Annotated in this window: 21 protein-coding genes; 13 read left to right on the forward strand and 8 right to left on the reverse strand. The window is 43.7% G+C overall.

Annotated features, from left to right (window positions below; translation table 11 throughout):
- Positions 1–317 precede the first annotated feature (317 nt).
- The 4 genes from LC605_RS12320 to LC605_RS12335 all read left to right on the forward strand — a co-directional run bounded on the left by LC605_RS12320 (position 318) and on the right by LC605_RS12335 (position 4,523).
- Positions 318–1,193 (forward strand): SDR family oxidoreductase, encoded by an 876-nt coding sequence (locus LC605_RS12320; protein WP_229547825.1) that lies wholly within the window; start codon positions 318–320, stop codon positions 1,191–1,193.
- Positions 1,194–1,609: 416 nt separating this feature from the next.
- A complete protein-coding gene (locus LC605_RS12325; protein ID WP_229547826.1) occupies positions 1,610–3,664 on the forward strand; it encodes an FAD-dependent oxidoreductase in 2,055 nt (684 codons plus the stop codon).
- A gap of 209 nt (positions 3,665–3,873) precedes the next feature.
- Positions 3,874–4,194, forward strand: coding sequence for an ATP-dependent Clp protease adapter ClpS (clpS, locus tag LC605_RS12330; protein ID WP_306426860.1), 321 nt, complete (start codon positions 3,874–3,876; stop codon positions 4,192–4,194).
- A gap of 5 nt (positions 4,195–4,199) precedes the next feature.
- Entirely contained in the window at positions 4,200–4,523 is a 324-nt protein-coding gene (locus LC605_RS12335; protein WP_229547828.1) for a DUF2103 domain-containing protein, read from the forward strand.
- Between the two features lie 14 nt (positions 4,524–4,537).
- On the opposite strand, the gene LC605_RS12340 is transcribed toward LC605_RS12335, so the two are convergent.
- The 3 genes from LC605_RS12340 to LC605_RS12350 form a co-directional block, all read right to left on the reverse strand.
- Positions 4,538–4,858, reverse strand: a complete 321-nt coding sequence (locus tag LC605_RS12340) for a hypothetical protein (protein WP_229547829.1) — start codon at positions 4,856–4,858, stop codon at positions 4,538–4,540.
- Between the two features lie 158 nt (positions 4,859–5,016).
- Positions 5,017–5,430 (reverse strand): universal stress protein, encoded by a 414-nt coding sequence (locus LC605_RS12345; protein WP_229547830.1) that lies wholly within the window; start codon positions 5,428–5,430, stop codon positions 5,017–5,019.
- A 56-nt stretch (positions 5,431–5,486) separates the two neighbouring features.
- The gene (locus tag LC605_RS12350) at positions 5,487–6,341 is read right to left on the reverse strand and encodes an FAD-binding domain-containing protein (protein WP_229547831.1); all 855 of its coding nucleotides are present in this window, start codon (positions 6,339–6,341) and stop codon (positions 5,487–5,489) included.
- 198 nt (positions 6,342–6,539) lie between these two features.
- Here LC605_RS12350 and bcp point away from each other — a divergent pair, with 198 nt between their 5' ends.
- The 4 genes from bcp (at position 6,540) to ftsH2 (ending at position 11,545) form a co-directional block, all read left to right on the forward strand.
- The gene (gene bcp, locus LC605_RS12355; protein WP_229547832.1) at positions 6,540–7,019 is read left to right on the forward strand and encodes a thioredoxin-dependent thiol peroxidase; all 480 of its coding nucleotides are present in this window, start codon (positions 6,540–6,542) and stop codon (positions 7,017–7,019) included.
- Positions 7,020–7,517: 498 nt separating this feature from the next.
- Positions 7,518–8,699, forward strand: coding sequence for a cysteine desulfurase family protein (locus tag LC605_RS12360; RefSeq protein WP_229547833.1), 1,182 nt, complete (start codon positions 7,518–7,520; stop codon positions 8,697–8,699).
- A gap of 83 nt (positions 8,700–8,782) precedes the next feature.
- On the forward strand, positions 8,783–9,280 hold the full coding sequence (locus LC605_RS12365) for a hypothetical protein (protein WP_229547834.1): 498 nt from the start codon (positions 8,783–8,785) through the stop codon (positions 9,278–9,280).
- A gap of 378 nt (positions 9,281–9,658) precedes the next feature.
- Entirely contained in the window at positions 9,659–11,545 is a 1,887-nt protein-coding gene (gene ftsH2, locus LC605_RS12370; RefSeq protein ID WP_229547835.1) for an ATP-dependent zinc metalloprotease FtsH2, read from the forward strand.
- A gap of 382 nt (positions 11,546–11,927) precedes the next feature.
- On the opposite strand, the gene typA is transcribed toward ftsH2, so the two are convergent.
- The gene (typA, locus tag LC605_RS12375) at positions 11,928–13,718 is read right to left on the reverse strand and encodes a translational GTPase TypA (protein ID WP_229547836.1); all 1,791 of its coding nucleotides are present in this window, start codon (positions 13,716–13,718) and stop codon (positions 11,928–11,930) included.
- Between the two features lie 1,016 nt (positions 13,719–14,734).
- On the opposite strand from typA, the gene LC605_RS12380 reads away from it, so the two are divergent.
- The 4 genes from LC605_RS12380 to LC605_RS12395 all read left to right on the forward strand — a co-directional run bounded on the left by LC605_RS12380 (position 14,735) and on the right by LC605_RS12395 (position 17,752).
- Complete coding sequence (locus tag LC605_RS12380; RefSeq protein WP_229547837.1) at positions 14,735–15,058, forward strand: beta/gamma crystallin-related protein; 324 nt, start codon at positions 14,735–14,737, stop codon at positions 15,056–15,058.
- Between the two features lie 502 nt (positions 15,059–15,560).
- The gene (locus tag LC605_RS12385; protein ID WP_229547838.1) at positions 15,561–16,148 is read left to right on the forward strand and encodes a Panacea domain-containing protein; all 588 of its coding nucleotides are present in this window, start codon (positions 15,561–15,563) and stop codon (positions 16,146–16,148) included.
- Positions 16,120–16,497 carry a hypothetical protein gene (locus LC605_RS12390; protein WP_229547839.1) on the forward strand — a complete coding sequence of 126 codons (378 nt, stop codon included), beginning with the start codon at positions 16,120–16,122 and terminating at the stop codon, positions 16,495–16,497. Before LC605_RS12385 ends, LC605_RS12390 begins: the two co-directional genes overlap by 29 nt.
- A 202-nt stretch (positions 16,498–16,699) precedes the next feature.
- Positions 16,700–17,752 carry a hemerythrin domain-containing protein gene (locus LC605_RS12395; RefSeq protein ID WP_229547840.1) on the forward strand — a complete coding sequence of 351 codons (1,053 nt, stop codon included), beginning with the start codon at positions 16,700–16,702 and terminating at the stop codon, positions 17,750–17,752.
- A 236-nt stretch (positions 17,753–17,988) separates the two neighbouring features.
- Here the strand turns inward: LC605_RS12395 and LC605_RS12400 are convergent, their stop codons facing one another.
- Together LC605_RS12400 and LC605_RS12405 are read right to left on the reverse strand one after the other, a co-directional pair.
- Entirely contained in the window at positions 17,989–19,173 is a 1,185-nt protein-coding gene (locus LC605_RS12400) for a M20 family metallopeptidase (protein WP_229547847.1), read from the reverse strand.
- 656 nt (positions 19,174–19,829) lie between these two features.
- Positions 19,830–20,051 (reverse strand): hypothetical protein, encoded by a 222-nt coding sequence (locus LC605_RS12405; protein WP_229547849.1) that lies wholly within the window; start codon positions 20,049–20,051, stop codon positions 19,830–19,832.
- Between LC605_RS12405 and LC605_RS12410 the strand changes: the two genes are divergently transcribed.
- Positions 20,036–20,311 carry an N-acetyltransferase gene (locus tag LC605_RS12410; RefSeq protein WP_229547848.1) on the forward strand — a complete coding sequence of 92 codons (276 nt, stop codon included), beginning with the start codon at positions 20,036–20,038 and terminating at the stop codon, positions 20,309–20,311. The genes LC605_RS12405 and LC605_RS12410 overlap by 16 nt on opposite strands.
- Positions 20,312–20,351: 40 nt before the next feature.
- Here the strand turns inward: LC605_RS12410 and LC605_RS12415 are convergent, their stop codons facing one another.
- Both LC605_RS12415 and LC605_RS12420 read right to left on the reverse strand, forming a co-directional pair.
- Positions 20,352–20,915, reverse strand: a complete 564-nt coding sequence (locus tag LC605_RS12415) for a pentapeptide repeat-containing protein (RefSeq protein WP_229547841.1) — start codon at positions 20,913–20,915, stop codon at positions 20,352–20,354.
- Positions 20,916–21,303: 388 nt separating this feature from the next.
- Positions 21,304–23,064, reverse strand: a complete 1,761-nt coding sequence (locus LC605_RS12420) for a serine/threonine-protein kinase (RefSeq protein ID WP_229547842.1) — start codon at positions 23,062–23,064, stop codon at positions 21,304–21,306.
- Positions 23,065–23,219: the final 155 nt, after the last annotated feature.

Below are 23,219 nucleotides of genomic sequence, written 5' to 3' on the forward strand. Positions count from 1 at the left end.
AATTGCTAACGTGTGTATGACAACAATGCTGATGAACGCTCGGATCTAGGAGAAATAAAATCTATGAGCTATACCCATTCAGCCAAGTGTGTTGGGGTTTGACGGGTTAAAAACAAGAAATTTCTGCCTCGCATAGACAATTATGAGCGATCGCAGATTAACCAAGAAATATCTCGTTCCTATAGCGGTTTTCAGTTTGATTTCAATTACGATTGATTATTTGTCTTACCTTGTGCCGACAAGGGAATAGCCCTTGATTATAGTGTATCGGCAATAACAAAGAGTTGGTAAGACCTAAATTTTGGAGGATAAAACCAATGAAGATTCAAGGCAAAGTTGCTCTAATTACAGGGGCTTCCCGTGGGATTGGACGAGCGATCGCTCTGGAACTAGCGCAACAAGGCATCAAGCGGCTGATATTGGTAGCACGCGATCGCCAAAAATTACTGGAAGTAGCCAAGGAAATTGAGGCAACGGGCACAAAAACTGCGATCGTGCCATTAGATTTGACCCAGACAATAGAAGTAAATATCGTTGTTGCCCAACTGTGGCGCAATTATGGACAGATTCATCTGCTAGTTAATTGTGCAGGAGTTGCATACCAAAGCTCGTTTTTGCAATCTAAAATGCCTCAAGTTCAAGAAGAACTCTCTGTGAACTTGTTAGGAATGTACAACCTCACTAGTTTGATCGCTCGACGCATGGCCAGCCAAAGGCAAGGGACAATCGTCAATGTATCGAGTCTGATGGGGAAAGTTGCTGCACCAACGATGGCGACTTACTCAGCTACCAAGTTTGCCATCTTAGGATTTACCCAAGCCTTGCGCCAAGAACTAGCTGAACACAATATCCGAGTCATTGCATTACTGCCTTCCCTCACAGACACAGACATGGTGCGCGACTTCAAATTATTTCGCTGGGTGATCCCCATGACTCCCCAGCAAGTAGCGAAAGCACTCGTCATCGGAATGGAAAATGATTCACCAGAAATTTTAGTCGGATGGCAAAGTCATTTAGCCGTGTTGTGCCAACGCCTCGCCCCTTGGTTGCTAGAGCTAATTTTAAGAATAGCAACTCCGCCAGCCCCAAGAAGACAACAGCTTCCAGAAAAACTGAGTTTTTTGTCTAAAATGCAGCGTTTTGGCGATTTGTTATTGTTCAGAAAAACTCAATGTCAGGTCAAGTCGCTTTAACTGGAATTAGGACTTACGCACAGGTAAGGTCAAACGAACCACAGAGGACACAGAGTTCACGGAGGAATGAGAGTTTGAGAGGGTTTTTGCGTAAGTCCTATGGAATATCAAAGTCTTTTCCATGAATTCGTACTTTTTCTGAATTAGACCTCTTGCAAAAGTCCCTAACACCCCACCCCCAACCCCTCCCCGCCTGCGGGGAGGGGAGACAAAGCGTAGCTTTGGCGGGGTGGGGTTCTTTTATGTAACAGAGATTAGGACTCAATAGGCTTGGGTTAGTGCTACGTCTCTACAAGGTTCTGGATAACGCATATTTAATTTCTACCAGATGTTTAGTGAAGAATTTCTTGAGTTAAACATTTGCTAGATGCTACCTTCTACAAAGTGACACAGGATTTGGAGCAGTTTTTTTAACCATGAAGCGTAGACACAAAGTAGCTTTCAGTTTGACATCGCTGATTACTCTCAATTTAATATCTAACTTAGTTGCATTTGATTCTGCGATGGCTGCGCCAACGTCAAAGACGAACGCCACACCACCCAGAAACCCAGACAAAAGTGTTGATTGCGAGATTTTAGTTGTGGGTGGTGGACTATCTGGTGTAGCCACAGCTTACGAGGGGTTGCTAGCAGGGCGAACGGTTTGTCTCACAGAAATTACTGACTGGCTGGGAGGACAAATTTCTGCTCAAGGGACATCTGCGTTAGATGAACGCCCAACTCAGCGAGCTCTCAAATTCTATTCTCGCGGCTATTTGGAATTGCGAAACCGCATTGGGCGCAAATACGGTAAACTTAACCCCGGTGACTGTTGGGTAAGTGACTCCTGCTTTCTTCCCCGCGATGCTCACACTATTTTGAACCAGATGCTTAAAGATGCCGAAAAGCGGGGCAAAGGTAAGTTGCAATGGTTTCCCAATACAGTAGTTAAGGATTTGGAAATCGCTGCTGATGGCAAAATAATTAATAGTGCGATCGCCATCCAACATCAACCACCAAAAGGCGCACCACCTCTTAATACTTTTACTTTATCTCAAAGTATTGAAGATGCCTATCGCTACGAAAACTCATCTCGATTTACTAAAACTATTCTGCGTTTCATCCCCAAGGCAGCGAAAGGGGATACTCCTAAATGGTACGTTGTAGATGCCAGCGAAACCGGGGAAATCATCGCCCTTGCAGATGTCCCCTACCGATTAGGCATTGATGCCCGTTCCTACCTAGAACCTTCTTCTTCTGCTGCCAACAACGACCCATATTGCCCTCAAGGTTTTACCTACACCTTTGCAATGGAGGCAACCAAGGAACCGCAACCCCAGACAATGCCCCCATTTTACTTACAATATGCGCCATATTTCAGCTATGAATTAACGCGACTGGCTAACTTTGATTTAGTTTTTACCTATCGGCGCATTTGGAGTCCAAACAAAGGGAAACCAGTAAAATTCGGGGGTATAAATTTCACTGGGGCTACACCAGGGGATATTTCCATGCAAAACTGGACTTGGGGTAACGACTACCGCCCTGGAACAGCGAGAGATAATCTAATTTACACTCGCCAACAATTACAAGCTACTGGGCAGTTAAAACCAGGGGGTTGGATGGGAGGACTGCGAACAGAGACCCTCCGCAACGCTGAAGAAAATGCCCTATCTTTCTATTACTGGTTGGTCGCTGGGACTACAGATTCTCAACTAGGGGAGGGTGTCAAGCAACAGCAAACAAATAACCGCTTTGTTTCCGGCTTAAATTCGCCAATGGGAACAGTGCATGGCTTATCGAAATATCCCTATATGCGAGAAGGACGCCGCATCATTGGCCGCCCCAGTTGGGGACAACCCGGAGGCTTTGCAATCTGGGAAATTGATATTTCTCGCCGAAATTATAATGATGAGTATTACTCCAAGACTCTGCCAGCAGATATGTATCGTAGGCTACAAGCAGCCGTTGCGGGTTTGGAAGCAATATCAGTAATTGACGGTAAAATTCCACCAGATAAAGCAATGCGGCGGACTCGTTCTACCATCTTCCCTGATGCAGTGGGTATTGGTCACTACGCCATAGATTTCCACCCTTGCATGCTGAATAGTCCTCCAGAAGCCCCCGGTAACAAAGAACGTCCAGGCGAAAGACGTGGTGCTGGTCAAGCTTATCCCTTTCAAATTGCTTTGAGGGCGATGATTCCCCAGAAAATTGACAATTTGCTAATAGGTGGCAAAAGTATTGCTACTAGTCATATTGCTGCTGCCGCCTATCGAGTACACTCCTTTGAATGGTCGGCTGGCGCAGCTGCGGGAACAGTTGCTAGTTTTGCGATTAAAAATGCGATCGCACCCTACCAACTAGTCAATGATTTACCCAAACAAGAGCCACAACTGGAAGCACTCAAACGGCTTTTGCAACAAAATGGCAACCCCACCGCCTTCCCAGATACATCTATTTTTAACGAAAACTGGGATAGTTGGAAATAGGGCATTGGTCATTTGTCATTGGTCATTGGTCATTGGTCATTGGTCATTGGTCATTGGTCATTGGTCATTGGTCATTGGTCATTGGTCATTGGTCATTGGTCATTGCTTAAGGACAACTGACAAATGACAACGGACAACTAATCGTTGAACTAAACTGGTGACTTGTAGTGTAGTTTTGTAAAATATTATTGATCAATTTCTCTACCGTTATGATAGTTTCAACAAATGTTTACGGGATGTCCACAGCACCAACTATAGCTCCTGAACGGTCTAATCAAGTTACTCCTAAGACTTACCCGAATTACAAAGTGATTGTATTAAATGATGATTTTAATACATTCCAACACGTGGCTGAATGTTTGATGAAATATATTCCGGGGATGAGTGGCGATCGCGCCTGGGATCTGACTAATCAGGTACACTATGAAGGTCAAGCGATCGTCTGGGTCGGGCCCCAAGAACCTGCGGAACTCTATCACCAGCAACTGCGCCGAGCAGGTTTGACAATGGCACCTCTAGAAGCAGCTTAATTATCATGGGCAAACCCACCGTAGATCCTCTCCGCACGGCTTCGCAAAAAGCCGCCAGACTGGTTTGGAATCACTCCACACACCTTTCTGGTCTTATCCCCATTTTAGAACGTCTTTGTCAGCACGATGGGATCCAAACCGTGACGCCGGGGGTGATTGGGCGGGCAAAAGGTCACTGTCCAAAAATGCAGCTGCGCGTCTCAGTACCAATTCGGGGAGGCTATAAAGTCATCGCACGGCAGGGCAAGACCGTACAAGAGGTGTTTATTTTAACGACCTTGCCCCAGGATCAACTAGAAACGACATTAGCGATCGCCATGAAATGTTAATCATGCTCAAATAACTATTCTTCAACCCGATGTATGGCAAATTTGTGTAGCGGCAGACTAACGATGCAAGAGAAAGTTAAGAAATATGACAGAGCCGTAGTTATTCTCAATGTCATGAGTACGGATTCCCAGTCAGGTAAAACCATTTTCTCTATGCCAAAAGCTACACAATAAACTAGCCAGTAACTAAAGCTCATTCTAAACAGAATCCGCTCTGTTTCTTCCACATCATTTGTTTGTTGCTTCCCATCCCATAATAACACCAGCCCAATAATGCAAGCTACAAAGGAAACAGCAACTACAAATTCGTGACAAAATATATTTAAGGAATGCATTTGTGTTTATTCCCACATTTTTCAGTTGCAATTCAGTCTAAAGGAATATTCCTTGCAGAAATACAAACTATTTACAAACCTCAATAGAGTCAGACATTTTATGTAAACAAATGCAACAAAAATTGTTGTTTTGCAAATCGATATATTTTTAATAAAAATTAAAAAACATAATTTTGAGCCACCTTCCAATAGCGGGAAAACCGTTTTAGGTCAATATAGCCCTCATAGTCAAAAAATGGTTCTATCTCCAGCACTTGGACTGCTATAGAAGGCTCCATTTGATTACAGATATTATCAAACCGGGGACTAGGACTATCAGCTGTGACAACTAAATTAGCATCATGTTCTTGAGCAAAAGCTAAAATTTCTTGTGCCACATCGCCACGACGAATAATAACGGGTAACTCTAGCAAACATTCGTAGATGAAGGCGAGACGTTTGAGACTCAATTGCCATTCCTCTATCAAAGCCTCGTCCCAAACCCAGATAGCTGGGGCATTGGCGTATTTTTGTAATGCAGGATTATTTAGACTGAGGCAGTCTCCATGTATCCAAACAATTGGTTTATTCATTAGACATTTCCAGAAATTAAATATGCGTTGCCCAGAACCCTTGTTTGACCAGATGTCTATTTTTTGCCTTTCTTCCCATGCTGCCAACTTTGGCTATTAGCTTGTTTGCTAAATTCTCCTTTGGGAAAAAGTCGCTGTTCTAATTCTTCATAACTGCCTTCAAAATCACAATGACCGGAAAGCGGACATTTCTGGCAATAAATGCTTTTGGTGTAGCGTTCTAAGTTTTCACGGTTGAAAAAATACGGTTTATGACTAAAGGTGCTAGCAACCCACTGCCATGACATATTATTACTAGCAGGATCTCCATCTAAAAGGTGTTGGAGAAACCATTTAGCTCCTACTTGCCAACGAATCCGCCGCCAATGGATAATGTAAGCCGCCAGCCACATCCGTGCGTGGTTATGTAGATAGCCAGTTTCTTTCAAATCACGGCTAAATCTGTCAATGCAAATTCTGCCTGTGGTTCCTTCTCTAATATCTTGCGGCAATTCGGCTGCATATTCGCCCACAGTATAACCAGTTTTATACTCTTCCTGGTCATTCCAGATTTCATCTCCTAAGTTCACATACAACCTTTGCCAGTAGTCGCGCCAGCCTAACTCGTTAATTAGTTTTGTTGCATCATCTTCTTGCTGTACCTGGTCAAGAACATAATCTCGAATTTCTCGCAAACTCAAAACGCCATAGCGGATATAAGGTGAAAGTCGCGTGAGGGCACCTGTGAAGAAATTACGTGTTTGGGCGTAGCGAACTGGGTCGATTTTTTGCAGCGCGTCTTGTGCCGCTTTGCGTCCCCCCACAGTTTCGCTGATGTGGTCATCGCGTTCTGCTGCACCTGGAAATTGTTCGCGCAGGTAGGCTAGCAATTCATCGCGGTTGGTAAATTCGCGTTGCATATCTTGAGTCATTGTAAGCAAATTTAAAGAGGGAATAGTCAGCCGTAACACACCATCTCAAGCCTTTTGTGCGTTACGGCTTACGCCTAACACACCCTACAAATACTTAGATTTTTTTAGAAATCAAATAGGAGTTTTATATTAGTCCTATATAATTCTAAAGCCATATCTACAACAGGCTACGCTTACGCAATCTCTGACACCCCCATCATGAGCAACATTCCCCAAGTTGGACAACCAGCGCCAGATTTCTCCACTCCTGACCAAAATGGCAATTCAGTCACTCTCGACGACCTCAGCAGTCAGTGGATTATCCTCTACTTCTACCCCAAAGATGACACACCGGGCTGTACCACCGAAGCGAAAGATTTCACCCAATTGTATCAAGACTTCAGCGCACTAGGAGCGAAAATCTTAGGCGTAAGTCCAGACTTGGGGAAGTCCCATTGTAAATTTATCAGCAAACATAACTTGTCAATCACCCTTTTAAGTGACCCAGAACATATTTTGATAGATGCCTACGGCGCTTGGCGATTGAAAAAATTTATGGGCAAAGAGTATATGGGTGTTGCTCGCTCAACCTTTCTAATTTCACCTGATAAAATTATTGTCTATGCTTGGCCTAATGTGAAAACCAAAGGTCATGCTCAGGCAGTTTTAACTAAATTACGAGAATTAGTAGCCACCTAATGCGACTGGGTGCAGTTATAGTTACAGCAATGCAGGGCTACCGCCCTGAACTAAAGTTCTGGGCTAATAGCTAAAGTCCGTTAAAACGGACTATAACCTTTTATTAGTCGTCTAAAGACTACTTTCGCTGTTAGACTCAGAATTCATTCTGAGGCGAACTAGATGACAATGAAATAGTCCTGACAGCAATGTTACGTGAATCATATTTATTTTATAGCGGGACTTAAAATAATTCGTAATGACGCTCGCGGACTCGCTACCGCTACGCTAACGTAATTCGTAATTCGTAAATTTTGTTTTGTAATGGGGATTTAAACCCCAGTTGCATTACTTACGTGATTTTTGAACTGGGGGACTTAAACCCGCAAAACTTGTTAAAGTCCCCCAATTTCTCGGAGGATTTAGGGGGATCTAGAACGTTTTGCTACCAAGAAGAGGACTTTTCAAACATCCTCTAAGTGTATTAAAAAATTTGAGTCAAATTTTTAGTTAACCACTATGTCTATTCGCCCTATCTACCTTGATTGTCACGCTACTACACCCTTAGATGAACGGGTACTCGCAGCAATGCTACCCTACTTCACAGAAAAATTTGGCAACCCAGCAAGTAGTAGTCATGTTTACGGCTGGGAAGCAGAAGCGGCTGTCAAAAAAACGCGAGAGATATTAGCAGCAGCAATTAACGCGACACCAGAGGAAATTGTTTTTACTAGTGGGGCAACAGAAGCAAATAATTTAGCTATTAAAGGTGTTGCCGAAACTTATTTTAAAAAAGGTCAGCATATTATTACTGTTGCCACTGAACATAGTGCAGTTATTGATCCTTGTAATTATTTAAAAACTCTTGGTTTTGAAATTACTATTCTCCCAGTCAAAAAAGATGGATTGGTTGATTTAATTGAGTTAAAAAAAGCTTTACGTCCTGAGACGATTTTGGTATCGGTGATGGCTGCAAATAACGAAATTGGCGTGTTACAGCCTCTAGCAGAAATTGGGGAAATCTGCCGCGATGGGCTACGCCCCGCCGGAGGCGATCGCCAGATCATTTTTCACACCGATGCAGCCCAAGCTATTGGTAAAATTCCCTTGGATATGGAAGCGATGAAAATTGACTTGATGTCGCTAACAGCACATAAAGTATATGGCCCCAAAGGCATTGGAGCGCTGTACGTTCGCAGACGCAACCCCAGAGTGCAACTGGCTCCCCAGCAGCATGGCGGTGGACATGAACGGGGGATGCGTTCTGGTACATTGTATACACCGCAAATTGTCGGCTTTGGGAAAGCTGTAGAAATCGCTTTGGGTGAACAAGCAACAGAAAACCAACGCCTCACCCAGTTAAGACAAAGATTGTGGAAACAGCTTTCGCAAGTTGAAGGAATTCATCTTAACGGACATCCTCAAGAACGATTGGCGGGAAACTTGAATATTAGTGTTGAAGGAGTGGATGGAGCTGCACTTTTACTAGGATTGCAGCCAGTAATGGCTATATCTTCTGGTTCTGCTTGCTCCTCGACAAATACTGCACCTTCTCATGTTCTCACAGCATTGGGACACCCCCAACACCTAGCTTATGCCTCAGTGCGGTTTGGCATTGGCAGGTTTAATACAGAAGAGGAGATTGATCTTGTGGCAAAATATGCGATCGCTACCATTAAAGGTTTACAAAATAAACGATGAAAAACTCCATCTCCTTGTGGGCATGGGAACTTGGTGTGTAAAATTAATGTCTTCAAAAACACGTAGAAGCAAACGTAATTACAATGCCAACAAAAGCGCTCAATAGAGGGATGAGATTATCGTTCATAATAATAGTCACGCTCTTGATCGCATCGATAGTTAATGCCGTGACTGATGCTCAGGAAGCGCCAAAGATATTTGGAGATGTCACCATTGGGCCTCAGTTTTCCCCAGACCCCCTGACAGTTCGCGGGATGAGTGGTGGTTCAATACCTGGGAGTCAAGTAGGCGGGAGGAGCGAAACAGCCACTGGCCCTTGTACTGGATTTGTTGATGAAACACCAGACCACACATTAGCCCTAACAAGTAAATTTGACTACCTGAAGTTGCAAATGCAAAGTCCTGAAGATACGACCATCATTGTCAAGGGCCCCGGTGGTACTTGGTGCAATGACGATTTTAATGGTAAAAATGCTGGCATTGTTGGTGAATGGCTGGCTGGAAGTTACCAAATTTGGGTTGGCTCTTATGAAAAAGGCAAGTATCTTCCTTACACTCTCCAAATTACAGAAGTTAAGTAGGGCATTGGGCATACAAATGACAAATACAACTCTACCAGAGGCTTCGCCAACGACTTCTCTACGAGACGCTACGCAAACGCTCAGTACAAATGACAAATGACAAATGACAAATGACAAATGACAAATGACAAATGACTAAGGTCTTTCGCTTTACCCTCCCTTTTCTCGTGCGATATTGTATTAAAATTAAGTTAACTTTAATTAAGATTCTTGTTGGCATTGCCATAATCAGCCAATCGCTCTATGGCAGTGCAGATAAGAGATCAAATTAAACAAAATGGATTTATAAACATCCGTTTAACAGCTGAAAGTGACAGAGTGATCAACATTCCGTTACTAGGGCTGATGAATTCTATAGGCATCTAGAGGCAAATTAACATGAAATTCTCTTGGAAAGTCCTAGTACTCTGGACGTTGCCGGCTTTGGTAATTGGCTTTTTCTTCTGGCAAGGGGCCTTTGCAAGCGCTCCTGTTGACATGAGTAAGAATGCAGCCAATACCCGCATGACTTATGGTCGCTTTTTAGAATACTTGGATGGCGATCGCGTCACTAGCGTGGATCTTTACGAAGGCGGTAGGACAGCAATTATAGAAGCCCGCGATCCAGACATCGAAAATCGTGTCCAAAGGTGGCGTGTGGATTTGCCTGTTAACGCTCCTGAGTTAATTAGCAAGCTCAAAGAAAAAGCAATTAGTTTTGATGCCCACCCCATGCGTAATGATGGCGCAATTTGGGGATTGTTGGGCAATCTTGTGTTTCCAGTTTTATTGATTACCGGGCTGTTCTTTTTGTTCCGGCGTTCTAGCAACCTCCCCGGTGGCCCAGGTCAAGCGATGAACTTTGGCAAATCCAAAGCGCGTTTCCAAATGGAGGCAAAAACCGGGGTCAAATTTGACGACGTAGCCGGTATCGAAGAAGCGAAGGAAGAATTGCAAGAAGTTGTCACCTTCCTTAAGCAGCCAGAAAGATTTACTGCTGTGGGCGCACGTATTCCCAAGGGAGTGCTGTTAGTTGGGCCTCCTGGAACTGGTAAAACTTTACTAGCAAAAGCGATCGCTGGCGAAGCAGGTGTACCTTTCTTCAGTATTTCCGGTTCGGAATTCGTGGAAATGTTCGTTGGTGTGGGTGCATCCCGCGTCCGCGATTTGTTCAAGAAAGCTAAAGATAACGCCCCTTGTATCATCTTCATCGATGAAATCGACGCTGTGGGCAGACAACGGGGTGCTGGGATCGGTGGCGGTAACGACGAGAGAGAGCAAACCCTTAACCAATTGCTCACCGAAATGGATGGGTTTGAAGGTAATACAGGCATTATTATTATTGCTGCCACCAACCGTCCCGACGTACTAGACTCAGCCTTGTTGCGTCCCGGTCGCTTTGACCGACAAGTAACAGTCGATGCACCCGATATCAAAGGGCGTTTGGAAATCTTGCAAGTTCATGCGCGGAACAAGAAATTAGACACTAGTGTATCTTTGGATGCGATCGCTCGCCGCACTCCTGGATTTACTGGTGCTGACTTAGCCAACTTGCTCAACGAAGCAGCAATTCTGACTGCTAGGAGACGCAAAGAAGCTATCACCCTCCGCGAAATTGATGATGCAGTGGATCGGGTAGTTGCTGGGATGGAAGGCACTCCGTTGGTGGACAGCAAGAGCAAGCGCTTAATTGCTTACCACGAAATTGGACACGCCTTAGTTGGGACTTTGTTAAAAGACCATGACCCAGTGCAGAAAGTCACACTCATCCCAAGAGGACAAGCACAGGGTTTAACTTGGTTTACGCCCAACGAAGAACAGGGGTTAATTTCCCGTTCCCAGTTGAGGGCGAGGATTACTGGTGCTTTGGGTGGTCGCGCCGCCGAAGAAGTGATTTTTGGCGCTGCTGAAGTCACAACTGGTGCTGGTGGAGACTTGCAGCAGTTATCGGGAATGGCTCGGCAGATGGTGACTCGTTTCGGGATGTCCGACTTAGGGCCACTGTCCTTAGAAAGCCAGCAAGGAGAAGTATTCTTGGGTCGTGACTGGACAACCCGATCTGAGTATTCCGAATCCATCGCCTCCCGCATTGATGGACAAGTGCGAGCGATCGTCGAAGAATGCTACGAAAACGCCAAGAAGATTATCCGTGACCATCGCACTGTCACTGATCGCTTAGTCGATCTGCTGATCGAAAAGGAAACCATTGACGGCGAAGAATTCCGCCAGATTGTGGCTGAGTACGCTGAAGTACCTGAGAAGCAGCAGTATGTACCACAACTGTAATAGCTAACTCTTTTCTGGCTACCATCTGGAAATCAGTAAAATAACAAAAAATCAAATGGGGATGGCATATACCATCCTCATTTTTTTTGAGTGAAATTTTCGGTTTTTCAGTAAGTAAGTCGGTGAGAATAAATCAAACTAGGTTTTGACCTCTCTCCAAACCTCTCTCCTAAAAGGAGAGAGGCTTTGAGTATTACTATTACTCCCCAACGCTACAAGGGTTGGGGCTGTTCTTGTTAAGTCTGTATTCCATGCAATTGGGAACCGCTATAATATCAAGTTCGGGTGATTACTTGTAATAAAATCAATCAGTGTAGGTTGGGATGAAAAACAAAAAGCCCGCATGAGCAGGCTTTCTCAATCAATTAAGTTATTGCTTTACTTACCGTTTCACCAATTTCTTCGACATCTTCCGCAGACGAATCGATTGGGGTGTAACTTCCACCAATTCATCGGCTGCGATGTATTCCAAAGCACGCTCTAGGCTCATATCTATTGGTGCTTGCAGTTGCACCAATTCATCGCCACCAGCAGCGCGGTGGTTAGTTAACTGCTTGGTCTTACAGATATTCAGTTCCAAATCTTGGGAACGAGTGTGTTCTCCCACAATCATCCCTCTGTAAACCTTTGTACCTGGAGTAATAAAGAATGCTCCTCTATCTTCGGCATTTCTCATGGCGTAGAAGGTAGAAACGCCCTCCTCAAAGGATATTAAAACACCTTTGTTACGCGCTTCAATGTCGCCACTGAGTGGACGGTAGTCTAAGAAGCTGTGGTTCATGATACCTTCGCCACGAGTCATCCGCATGAATTCACCCCGGAAACCAATCAAACCACGGGCGGGAATGACAAACTCTAGCTGGGTGCGATCGCCACTACCTGGTTGCATATCTTGCATTTCGCCTTTGCGTTGTCCCAGGCGTTCAATACAGCTACCCACACCATCAGCAGGAATGTCTAACACCAAAAGTTCGTAAGGTTCACAAGGTTGACCGTTGATTTCACGGTAAATTACCTGTGGCTGAGATACCTGAAACTCGAAGCCTTCCCGACGCATGGTTTCAATTAAGATACCCAGGTGGAGTTCTCCACGACCGGAAACCAGGAATTTATCGGGAGAATCGGTTTCTTCGACACGCAAAGCAACGTTGGTTTCGAGTTCGCGGAATAGGCGATCGCGTATCTGTCTTGATGTCACCAACTTACCTTCTTGACCAGCAAAGGGCGAATCATTCACCCAGAAGGCCATTTGCAAGGTTGGTTCATCCACTTTAATTAGTGGTAAAGCTTGCGGTTCATTAGGATCAGTAATTGTTTCCCCAATGTAAGCATCAGCAAAACCAGCCACCGCGACAATATAACCTGCCGTGGCTTCTTCCATGTCTACCCGCTTCAGCCCTTCAAAGCCCATCAACTTGGTAATTTTACCCTTGACAATAGTGCCATCTTCTGTTACTAAAGCTGCCTGCTGTCCTGAGCGGATCGTACCGTTATGAATTCTGCCAATGACAATTCGTCCCAGATATTCAGAATAATCTAGGGTTGTGACTTGTAATTGCAGAGGCTTATTGCGATCGCCTACTGGTGCTGGAACGTGTTGCAGAATTGCGTTAAACAGGGGTTGCATATCTACCGATTCTGCTTCCAAGCTTTCCTTGGCGAAACCTGCCATACCCGAGGCAAACAGATAGGTAAAATCACACTGGTCTTCATCTGCCCCTAATTCCAAGAACAGATCCAATACTTTATCAACAGCAACGTGGGGGTCAGTTTTTCCACGGTCGATTTTGTTGATAATAACGATGGGGCGCAGCCCTTTTTCTAAAGCTTTTTTCAGGACAAAGCGCGTTTGGGGCATGGGGCCTTCATTGGCATCGACAATCAGAAGACATCCGTCAACCATGCCGAGTACGCGTTCGACTTCGCCACCAAAGTCAGCGTGTCCAGGAGTGTCAACAATATTGATTAGTGTTTCTTTGTAGCGAACGGCTGTATTTTTCGAGAGGATAGTAATACCCCGTTCCCGTTCTAGGGCGTTGGAGTCCATAACGCAATCCGGAACGTCTTCGCCTTCGCGGAAAATGCCGGATTGTTTGAGGAGTGCGTCAACCAGCGTGGTTTTGCCGTGGTCAACGTGGGCGATAATGGCGACGTTGCGAATTGGGAGCGTCATAGAAGCTTTTGGTGAACTCTAGAGGGGGTTTTTAGATTTACATTTGAATGCTAGGCTGTTTTAACAGAATTGGGGATGATCAGCAAACTCTGTAAAGAACCTTTAATAATTCTAGCGTAATCGTCACAATTGCGCTGAGGTTTGTAAACTCCACAAGTAGTAAATCGCAAATTTTTCTCTAAGCCTTTTCTGTATTTGATTTCAGACTTCAAAGCTAATCAGTTGAAATGCTCTTAGAATAAGTGTTTAAACTCTTGCTTTATAGCTAGACTCTACTGAGTAGAACAGATGTTCGCTTTAAGCAAGACTGAAAACGTAGCCTGAAACCCTTATTATTTACTTTAATTACAGTTGAATTACAAAAGTTTTCGATTTACTGACAATGGGAATGTAAAGGGCGGTATTGCTCTTGAAAATTACGGTTGATGAGTTGAGGTGCTTTGCTTTGGTGTTAAACGCGATCGCACTTCCCACTCGTCACAATAGGCAATCGCAATCTTGATTATTATGCTCAATCGCCTTCAACAGGTCGTCTTTAGTAGCATATATGGCAATTAATTTCCTTTAGTATATAATCCTCATCATTTTCTTTTTTCAAAGGATTTTATTGTTTAACTTCTCCAAAGCGATCGCCCATAAGAGTAACTAGCAACTTGGGTTAATAAAGGAAAATGGAAGCAATCTTTTGATGATAAAAAGTAAAGTTTCGTATTAAAGTAAATTCACTTTTTTAAAAAAGTGATAACTTATTAATTGAAGCCTCATATGGCAGTCATAAATCATTACTGAGAAAACACGTAGGCGAAAACTTAGCTTTGTTTTGAAACTGAAGCAATACGTATAAATGTGAGGGTAATCTCTCTGAAAGCTTTTGTTTTTGTCAAAACTTAATTGTCATATTTTCGACTTAGTTTTAATAAGCTAAGATAGTGTTTTGTCATGAATCATTTGAGGTTGCTATAGCTTTCCTTGTAGTATGTAGATATATTTACACCAAAAGTAGGACAACATAAGACATGAAAACTATCGAGATGAGTTCACTTTACTCAGAAATGACCTCTGAAGAAGCCGAAACCATTAGTGGTGCATATCCTTTCTTAAAAGTCTATGAAGATATAAACTTTAGAGGTGATAGTTGGGAGACAGCCGATAGCTATGATTATGTAGGACGTCGTTGGAACGATAGAATTTCTTCAATTAAAATTTTTGAGGGAACATGGACATTCTACGCAGATGCTAACAGAACAGGTTTTAGTAGAACGTTAGGCCCAGGAAACTATTCTTGGGTTGAAAATGTTGGAATATCCAATGACTCAATCTCATCCTTCTATTCTTATTAAAGAGCAGTTGAAAGTGCTTGGCGATGTTACAAATCTATGGAGTATCCTATTTTGTGGCACTGCTATAGCCTTTCCTAATGAGAGGATGTTTGAAAATTATTTTTGGCAACATCTCACTCTCCCAAGCCTAAGAGGATGTTTGAAAAGTCGTTGCCTATTATTTTAGGCACTTACTTATCGATCTCCTTTAACACCCTTTAAATTTTCAAACATTCTGTAAGAGTTAGGTAGAGATTAACCTCAACCGGATGAAACTGTGCTTTATCGGGTTGAGGTTTTGATATGTACTTTATGCACCTGGCAACCTCTATAATGTCAAACTAGCATAACCTTAACGAATTTTTGATGAAGCTAAGATTCGACATTTTTTAAATGATTTACTAACTACTGATTTTAATGCGTTGGGTTATGCTATGGTTATTCCTAGCTAAGGCATGACTATATGGGTGTTCATTAAAAATACCTAAAGATAGTTAACCAGTCTTAATTTACGAGTCTGATTATGATTGATTGTCTAAATGTGGCTCGCTACTTCATCGTCAGAGCTTACGAAGACAGTATAGAAGCAGAAATGACCAACATGAAGGTTCAAAAGCTTCTGTATTACGCACAAAGCTTACATTTGGCGATGTATGACGAGCCATTGTTTGAAGAAGAAATACAAGCATGGCGCTATGGCCCTGTTTGTCCTCCGGCTTACAGGTTTTACAGTGAATTTGAAGCTAATCAATTACCTATTCCTAGTCAAGAATTACTGTTAGAGATACCTGAGGATAAGAGACAACTTCTAGAAGAAGTATGGGAATATTTTGGTGGCTACCATGCTTATCAACTTAGTGGTATGACGCACTTGGAGTTTCCTTGGAAAAAGGTTAGGTTAGGTTTGCTACCTGAAGCTAGCTCAACTAAGGCAATTCTTCTTGAAGACTTGAAAGCATTGGGGCATCAGAAACTAGACCAAATAGAGCGTGATCATCCGGCGTATCAATTCGTAATGCGGGAAATTTTAAAAGACGCTTGTACTTCGGAATCATCAACTCCTATTCGTAAAGGAGAGGTGCGTGACTGGCTCAACTCCCTTCTCGATTGAAAAATCCGATAATTTCAACCGTTCTTTCAAAAAACTCGCAAAAGCCTACAGATCGGATTTTGTTGAGTGTGTCGCAGAAGTTTTGGAAGATTTAATTGAAGACCAATATCCGATCAATTCTCGTAACGAACCTTTGCCTAGAAAGATTGAATTACCTCAAGGATGGTCATTTCACAAGCTAGAGTTCAAGGTATCCAAAGGCGCTTCGGGACAAATTAGATTAATGTATTTAGTCAATACAACTGATTATGTAATCAAGCTTGTGTGGATTTATAGCCACGAGCAATTTGAAAAACGCCCTACTGAGGTGGATTTAAAAGGTGTTCTTAAAGAAATCTTAGATTATTAATATTTTATCTGCCTCGGGATAGAATCCAGATTTAAATATTATCTATCTAAAAGTATAAGAACAGAAAATGTAACGAAAAGTTGTGTTTATCTACCCTAGGTTGTGAGAGCGATCGCTCAAAAGAAAGATGGAATATCCCTAAGCCCTATGTCAAAGTTATATCAAGTAATAACGATAAACACTTTGCCGAGGAGAACTACGGATGGTAGCCACTTTAGATGATACGAAACGGAATGCTATTGCTGTAAAATTGGCAAGCATCAAAGCACTCCAAAAGTTAGTAATCGAAAATGAGCAATCACTTTTGAAAGAAGGACTGGATGCGGAAATTGGCGATCGCATCCGAAATTTCATCAGTGATGACGAAAAAAACCTTGGGGTTCTAGAAACTGTAATCGGTCAGTATGGCATTCAGGCTGAACCCAAAAATACCGTTACCCAATTCATTGAAAAAGCTCGCGAATTGTTCAAAGGTTCTGAGTTGAGCCTCTATGAAAAAGTATCTCAGCATGAATTACTGAAACATCAATTAGTAATGAGTGGCTTGATAGTTCACAAGGCTGCTCAAAAAGTAGGTGCTGATGTGTTGCTAGCGATCGCACCTTTGAATACCATTAACTTTGAAAACCGCGCTCACCAAGAGCAACTCAAAGGCATTCTGGAAATTCTAGGTGTCCGTGAACTAACTGGACAAGATGCAGATCAAGGAATTTGGGCACGTGTCCAAGACGCGATGGCTGCGGTAAGTGGTGTAGTAGGTAGTGCTGTGACTCAAAACAGCGACAAAAAGGATCTAAATATCCAAGATGTAATCCGCCTTGATCACAACAAGGTAAATACCCTATTCACCCAACTACTACAAAGCAACGATCCACAAAAAATCCAAGAGTACTTCGGTCAAATTTACAAGGATTTAACTGCCCATTCTGAAGCTGAAGAAGAAGTAGTTTATCCAAGAGTACGCCCTTTCTACGGTCAAGATAACACTCAAGAACTGTTTGATGAACAAGCCCATGCCAAGCAGGCGTTAGAAGAAATTAAGGCCATTAGCCCATCTTCGCCCCAGTTCAAAGAGAAAGTCAAACAGCTATTGGATGCCATTGGCGATCATATTCGTCAAGAAGAAACCACAATGTTTGCTGCCATTCGCAACAACTTGACTACCGACCAAAGTGAACAACTTGCTACTGAATTCAAAGCTGCTAAAACTAGAATTCAACAAAAACTAGGTGTTGTTAGCGAATCTAATGTATAGGAAGCTTTCAGACTTTCTATAGCACTTCTTGCTTGAGTGCAATACAGACCTAACCCCCAACCCCTTCCCTACAAGGGAAGGGGAGTAAGATTCAAATTTAGGACTTACGCAAAAACCCTCTCAAACTCTCATTCCTCCGTGAACTCTGCGTTCTCTGTGGTTCGTTTTCCGTTGCCTTTGCGTAAGTCCTAAAATTAAACAAAAACTCCCAGCGTTTATCTGCTGGGAGTTTTTATTTACAAATTTTGCTGACAGTATTTATAAGCCGTGTATGCCATAGTTACAACCCCGGTGATAATTGCAGATTCATCGACTTCAAATTGGGGATGGTGTAATGGGTGATTAATCATTCTTTCTTTGTAGCCTACACCCAAGCGAAACATAGAACCGGGGGCGTGTTCCAAATACATCGAAAAATCTTCAGCACCAAGGGAAGGTTCGGGTAAGACTTGAACGCGATCGCTACTCCAAGCTTCTTCGGCGGCTGATTGTAACAATTGCGTCAGTGCATAATCATTTTGGACGCTGGGTACACCTTGGCGATAATTGACTTGATAGTTTGCTCCGTAGGTATGGCAAACATTAGATACAATATTTTCAATCCAGTTCGGAAGATGGGCGCGGGTTTCGGGATGGAGCGATCGCACGGTTCCCAGTAACTGCACTTTATCTGCAATTATATTCGGCGCTCTGCCACCATTAATCTTCCCGATGCTCAATACTACAGGACGCAAGGGATTCTGCGTCCGGCTGATGGCTTGTTGCATTGCAGTAACCACTTGACAAGCAATCCAAATCGCATCAATGGCCTCATAGGGACGCGCCCCGTGTCCAGATTCTCCCATAATCAGAATTTCTAAATCATCAGCTGCGGCTGTCAACGCCCCGTAACGCACACCAATAGAACCTGCGGGGATAGAAGGGAAAACATGAACCCCTAATACAGCCGAAACATTTTCCATCGCCCCATCTTTCACCATCCAGCTTGCGCCTTGAGCAATTTCTTCAGCTGGCTGAAATAAAAACCGCACTTTCCCACCCAATTCCTCAGCCAATTGGGACAGCACCATTGCCGTTCCTAACCCCACTGTGGTGTGGACATCATGACCGCAAGCGTGCATAATACCCTCTGCGCGAGAGGCATATTCCAAATTGGTGCTTTCTTGAATTGGTAAGGCATCCATATCGGTGCGAATTGCCAATAAACGCTCATTTTGGCTAGTACCTTGCAGTTCTGCAATAACGCCAGTTTTGCCAATTCCTTCTTGTACGTGCAGCCCACTAGAAGACAGAACACCAGCTACAAACGCTGCTGTTTGGTACTCCTGACCGCTGAGTTCTGGGTGAGAGTGGATGTGGCGGCGAATTTCAATTAAACGGGGCGCTAGTTTTGCTGCTAAGTCTTTAATACGGGTAAGCATCGATTCAATTAATCTATAGGCTTTTTTCCCATGATAAAGAACTGTTAACAAACAAAATGCTTTTGGTAAGTAGGTCGGCGCAATTAAAGCTAACTGGCTAAGGCTGTCATTTGTCCTTTGTCACTTGTACTGAGCGAAGTCGAAGTATTGGTCACTAGTAAAGATTTTAAGGCTATTTACGTTTCGTAACATACTTTGATTTTTTTGCGCCAACTTACTTATACAAGGATAGTTAAGAACAAGCAGGGAAGGGAGGAGAAGAATTAATAGACCTATTAGACATCTGGTGAAAAAGAATTGTTTTGACGTAGCACTGCTACGTCTCTACAAGCACTGCTAAGTCTCTACAAGCGTTCTGGGTAACGTATATCTAATTTCACTAGATGTCTATTACAAAATTATTGGGAGCATCCCAAATGTGCAAAAACTTTGATAGGCCTCACCCCCGAACCCCGAATCCCATGTTCGGGATTCGGGGAACTAGAATTATGTCTCCCCTCTCCCATCTTTGGGACAGGGGCTGGGGGTGAGGGAAAAAATTTAAGCTTGCATTGGGATGCTCCCAAATTATTTTATGATATGGTACTAGCCTTTAACTTTAAATTGCTCTACCGAAATGCGAATTGAACCATACGACCCTCGTCAACTTGATGCCGTCATTCGTCTTTCGCTTCGGGCATGGACTCCGGTCTTTGATTCCATTCAGAAAGCGATGGACTTTGACGTGTACCGGGAACTGTATCCCGCCGATTGGCGTGTAAGCCAGCAAAAGGCTGTCGAGGAAGTCTGTACGGCAGAGGAGACAAAGGTGTGGGTTGCGGTCGTTCCCGTAGCGTCTCGAAGAGAAGACCCGCCAACGGCGATGGACTCTGGCTCAACCGTGGGCTTTGTAGCCGTGAAACTCCACTCACAGAGCAGCTTAGGAGAAATCTACATGATCGCTGTCGATCCAGACTATCAACGTCGAGGCATTGGCACGGCTCTGGTGGAATTCGCTCTTGATTGGATGAAAACTGCTGGAATGTCCGTTGCTATGGTCGAAACCGGAGGCGATCCTGGACATGACCCGGCACGTTGTACCTATGAAAAGCTGGGTTTCGGGCTGTTCCCGACCGCCAGATACTTCAAGAAGTTGTAGGTGTAAAGGGTTGGAAATGCCCCATTGCCTACTCCCCAGTTTATTTTGAATAACAGGTTGTGCCTAAAGTATTTTCCGGTTTGAATTCGTTACATTCTCTAGCATTTTGACGCTCTAACGACCAGCCATAAGGTTTGTCGGAGGTGACGACACCATTAGCTAAAGTTGTTAGTCGGAAGTTAGCCCCGCGAAAATTAGTAAACTGCAATTTGGCATCTTTTAAGCTTGCGGCTTCCAAATTAGCGCTGATGAAGCCGGCAAAAGACAAATCGGCATTTTCCAAGGATGCTGATTTTAAATTTGCTCCTGTTAAAGAAGCACCTCTGAGATTCGCCGAATTCAGAAGCGCAACTGCTAAATTTGCACCAGTGAGATCCGCATTCGTGAGATCAGCTTGAGATAATATAGCACTGTTCAAGTCAGCCCCTCGCAAATTTGCTCCACTTAGATTCAGTTTAGTTAAGTCAGCACCACTCAAATTACACCGGGGACAGGCACTTGTTGCCTTCAACTGATCCAAGTCTAGCTGATTTAATGCAAGGGACTGCTCTGCAAACCCGAAACAACTTAACAGGGCGACGGTAGCAACAATCTTAAGTTTCATATTTTTTACTGATATCTCCAAAAATCACGAGTTACGTACATCGCGTACTGTCATACTTACATATACCGCTTCCCTAGCGAATAACAAGGATGAAGCATTGATTAAGAAGCTATAAAAATACTATAAATTCTAATGGTAAGACTACTCAAACTGAAATATAAGCTATAGAATCGATTCGTAAGCAACTATACCGAACCAATTATAGACTACCACATATGTGATCCCCCTAGCTCGATGAAAAATACGACTAGGGGGATCTTGTTTTTAGGTATTGGGAGTTGGGAATTGGGAATTGATTACTTCTCCCCCATCTCCCTCATCTCCCCCATCTCCCTCATCTCCCTCATCTCCCCCATCTCCCCCATCTCCCCCACCTCCCCCACCTCCCTCACCGCCACCCTAAAAGGCGCAATCCAGGGACAATTAGGTAGTAACTCACTCCTAACCAGAAGCTGATAAAGAAGCCTACAGAACCAAAAAAAGCCAGAGGTGAGTATAACTCTGACCAGGCTGGTTGACTGGTAAATTGGAATATCGGAGGTGCTAACCTCAAAAGAATCAAAACGGCATAGGCGATCGCACTGCCAAAGGCAGCGAATACAGCGTACACTATGTGATGGCCGCGAAGTCCTAAGCTTAAGATGAGTAGGCAAACCGCTACTAAAATCACTGCCACTAAGCCCTCACCACTATCTTTTGGTGTGATTAATTGCAAAATCAACCAGCCGAAGCCATAGCTAATTATGCCCATCAAGGACGCCACTAAAAACCGCCTCCGTTGACCAAAACACCCGGATGCTGTCAGTCCCCAAGCGGTTCCCCAGCCAGCTGCAACGAACACCAAAATATCTGCCCCGAAGACGGGTTGAGTATTTGGCACTAATTCCTTTAGCTGACTCGAAATAAATTCCACAACCCCACGCCCCAAGCTGGTGCGATAGGCCAAAATAAAACCAGCGATCGCACCAAAACAAGCGCCCATACTACTCAGAATCATCGCCCAAATCGTCGCCAAACAAGCTCGAAAAATTTTGATGATTGACTGAGTAATAAAAATAACGGTTTTGGTGACAGCTTGGCTCAAGTTAGCCCAAATTTGTTCAATAGCTTGTGTTAGTAGTGTAAATCTCTGGTCAGCTTGCGTTGAAGCTTGTTTAATCTTGTTTCGCAGTTGGGCAAACAACCCTGCTACTGGTAATGGTTGAGAAATCTTCGCCAAACGTTTTTGAATCATAGCTGCATTTGCTGGACGCGATCGCACATCATCCTGCACCATCTCATCTAGCAAATCTGCTAGTTGTGGGTTGACATTCACCTCAGTTCGCCAGCGCAATTTCCCAGTTTGCTGATCTTCCAACTCTAGGGGGTATTTACCTGTTAGTAATTCAATCACCGTTCGACCAAGGGCATAAAAATCGGCACTTGGCCCGACAATACCTCCAGTCACTTGTTCTGGTGGACTGTAGCCAGAAGAAAATAATCGGGTGGAACTAGACTGAGAACGTAGTTTAGAGGCGCTGAATTGTTTTGCGCCCCCAAAATCAATTAATACTAGGCGATCGCCTTCTGTTTGCCCTGGAGGCGGGGTTACAGTTGACAAAGACGTGCCCAGCATTAAATTAGAAGGTTTGATATCCCGGTGAATAATCTGACGTTTGTGTAATTCTTGTAAAATCTGTACAGCTTGGGCAAACCAGTTTAAAACCAAATCCTCTGGACAGCCTTGGGGAAACTTTTTTAATATCTCCTCTAAAGTCCGCCCATTGATTTTTTCCATTACCAGACAAGGCAGTTGGTGCGGTTTGGGATTGAACAACTTTACGTGAAAATATCCATCGGCATCGACTGCGGGGACACCCGGATGCTTCAAGCTAGATAAAACCGCCGCCTCTTGGGTAAATAATTCCAGTGCCTTTGGTGAATCTTCTACCAACACTTTCAGCACTTTTTCGGTTTGAGTTTTTTCATCCCAAACCGTGTAGATTTGAGCAAATCCTCCCGATCCCAACGGCTGAAGTGGGACATAGCGGTCTAACAACTCTAGCGGTGCGCCACAGCTGTTGCAAAATTTGTTTCCCCAAGGCTGAGGATAAGGACGTTGACAATCAGGATTTATGCAGTGAACCGCACTCTGAGTGATGTGGGACACAACCGCTACAATACAAAGGCTGACTTGATTTTAGCGTTTCTTTAGGTTTCCTGATTTTTAAAATAGGCAAAAGGAAAACCCTCATAATCGATGAGGGCATTCGTTTATATCTAGTACAGGTCGGCGGAAATAAACCTACCATTTAAATATAGCCA

Source organism: Nostoc sp. CHAB 5836, from assembly GCF_020829445.1.
Taxonomy (GTDB): Bacteria; Cyanobacteriota; Cyanobacteriia; order Cyanobacteriales; family Nostocaceae; genus Nostoc.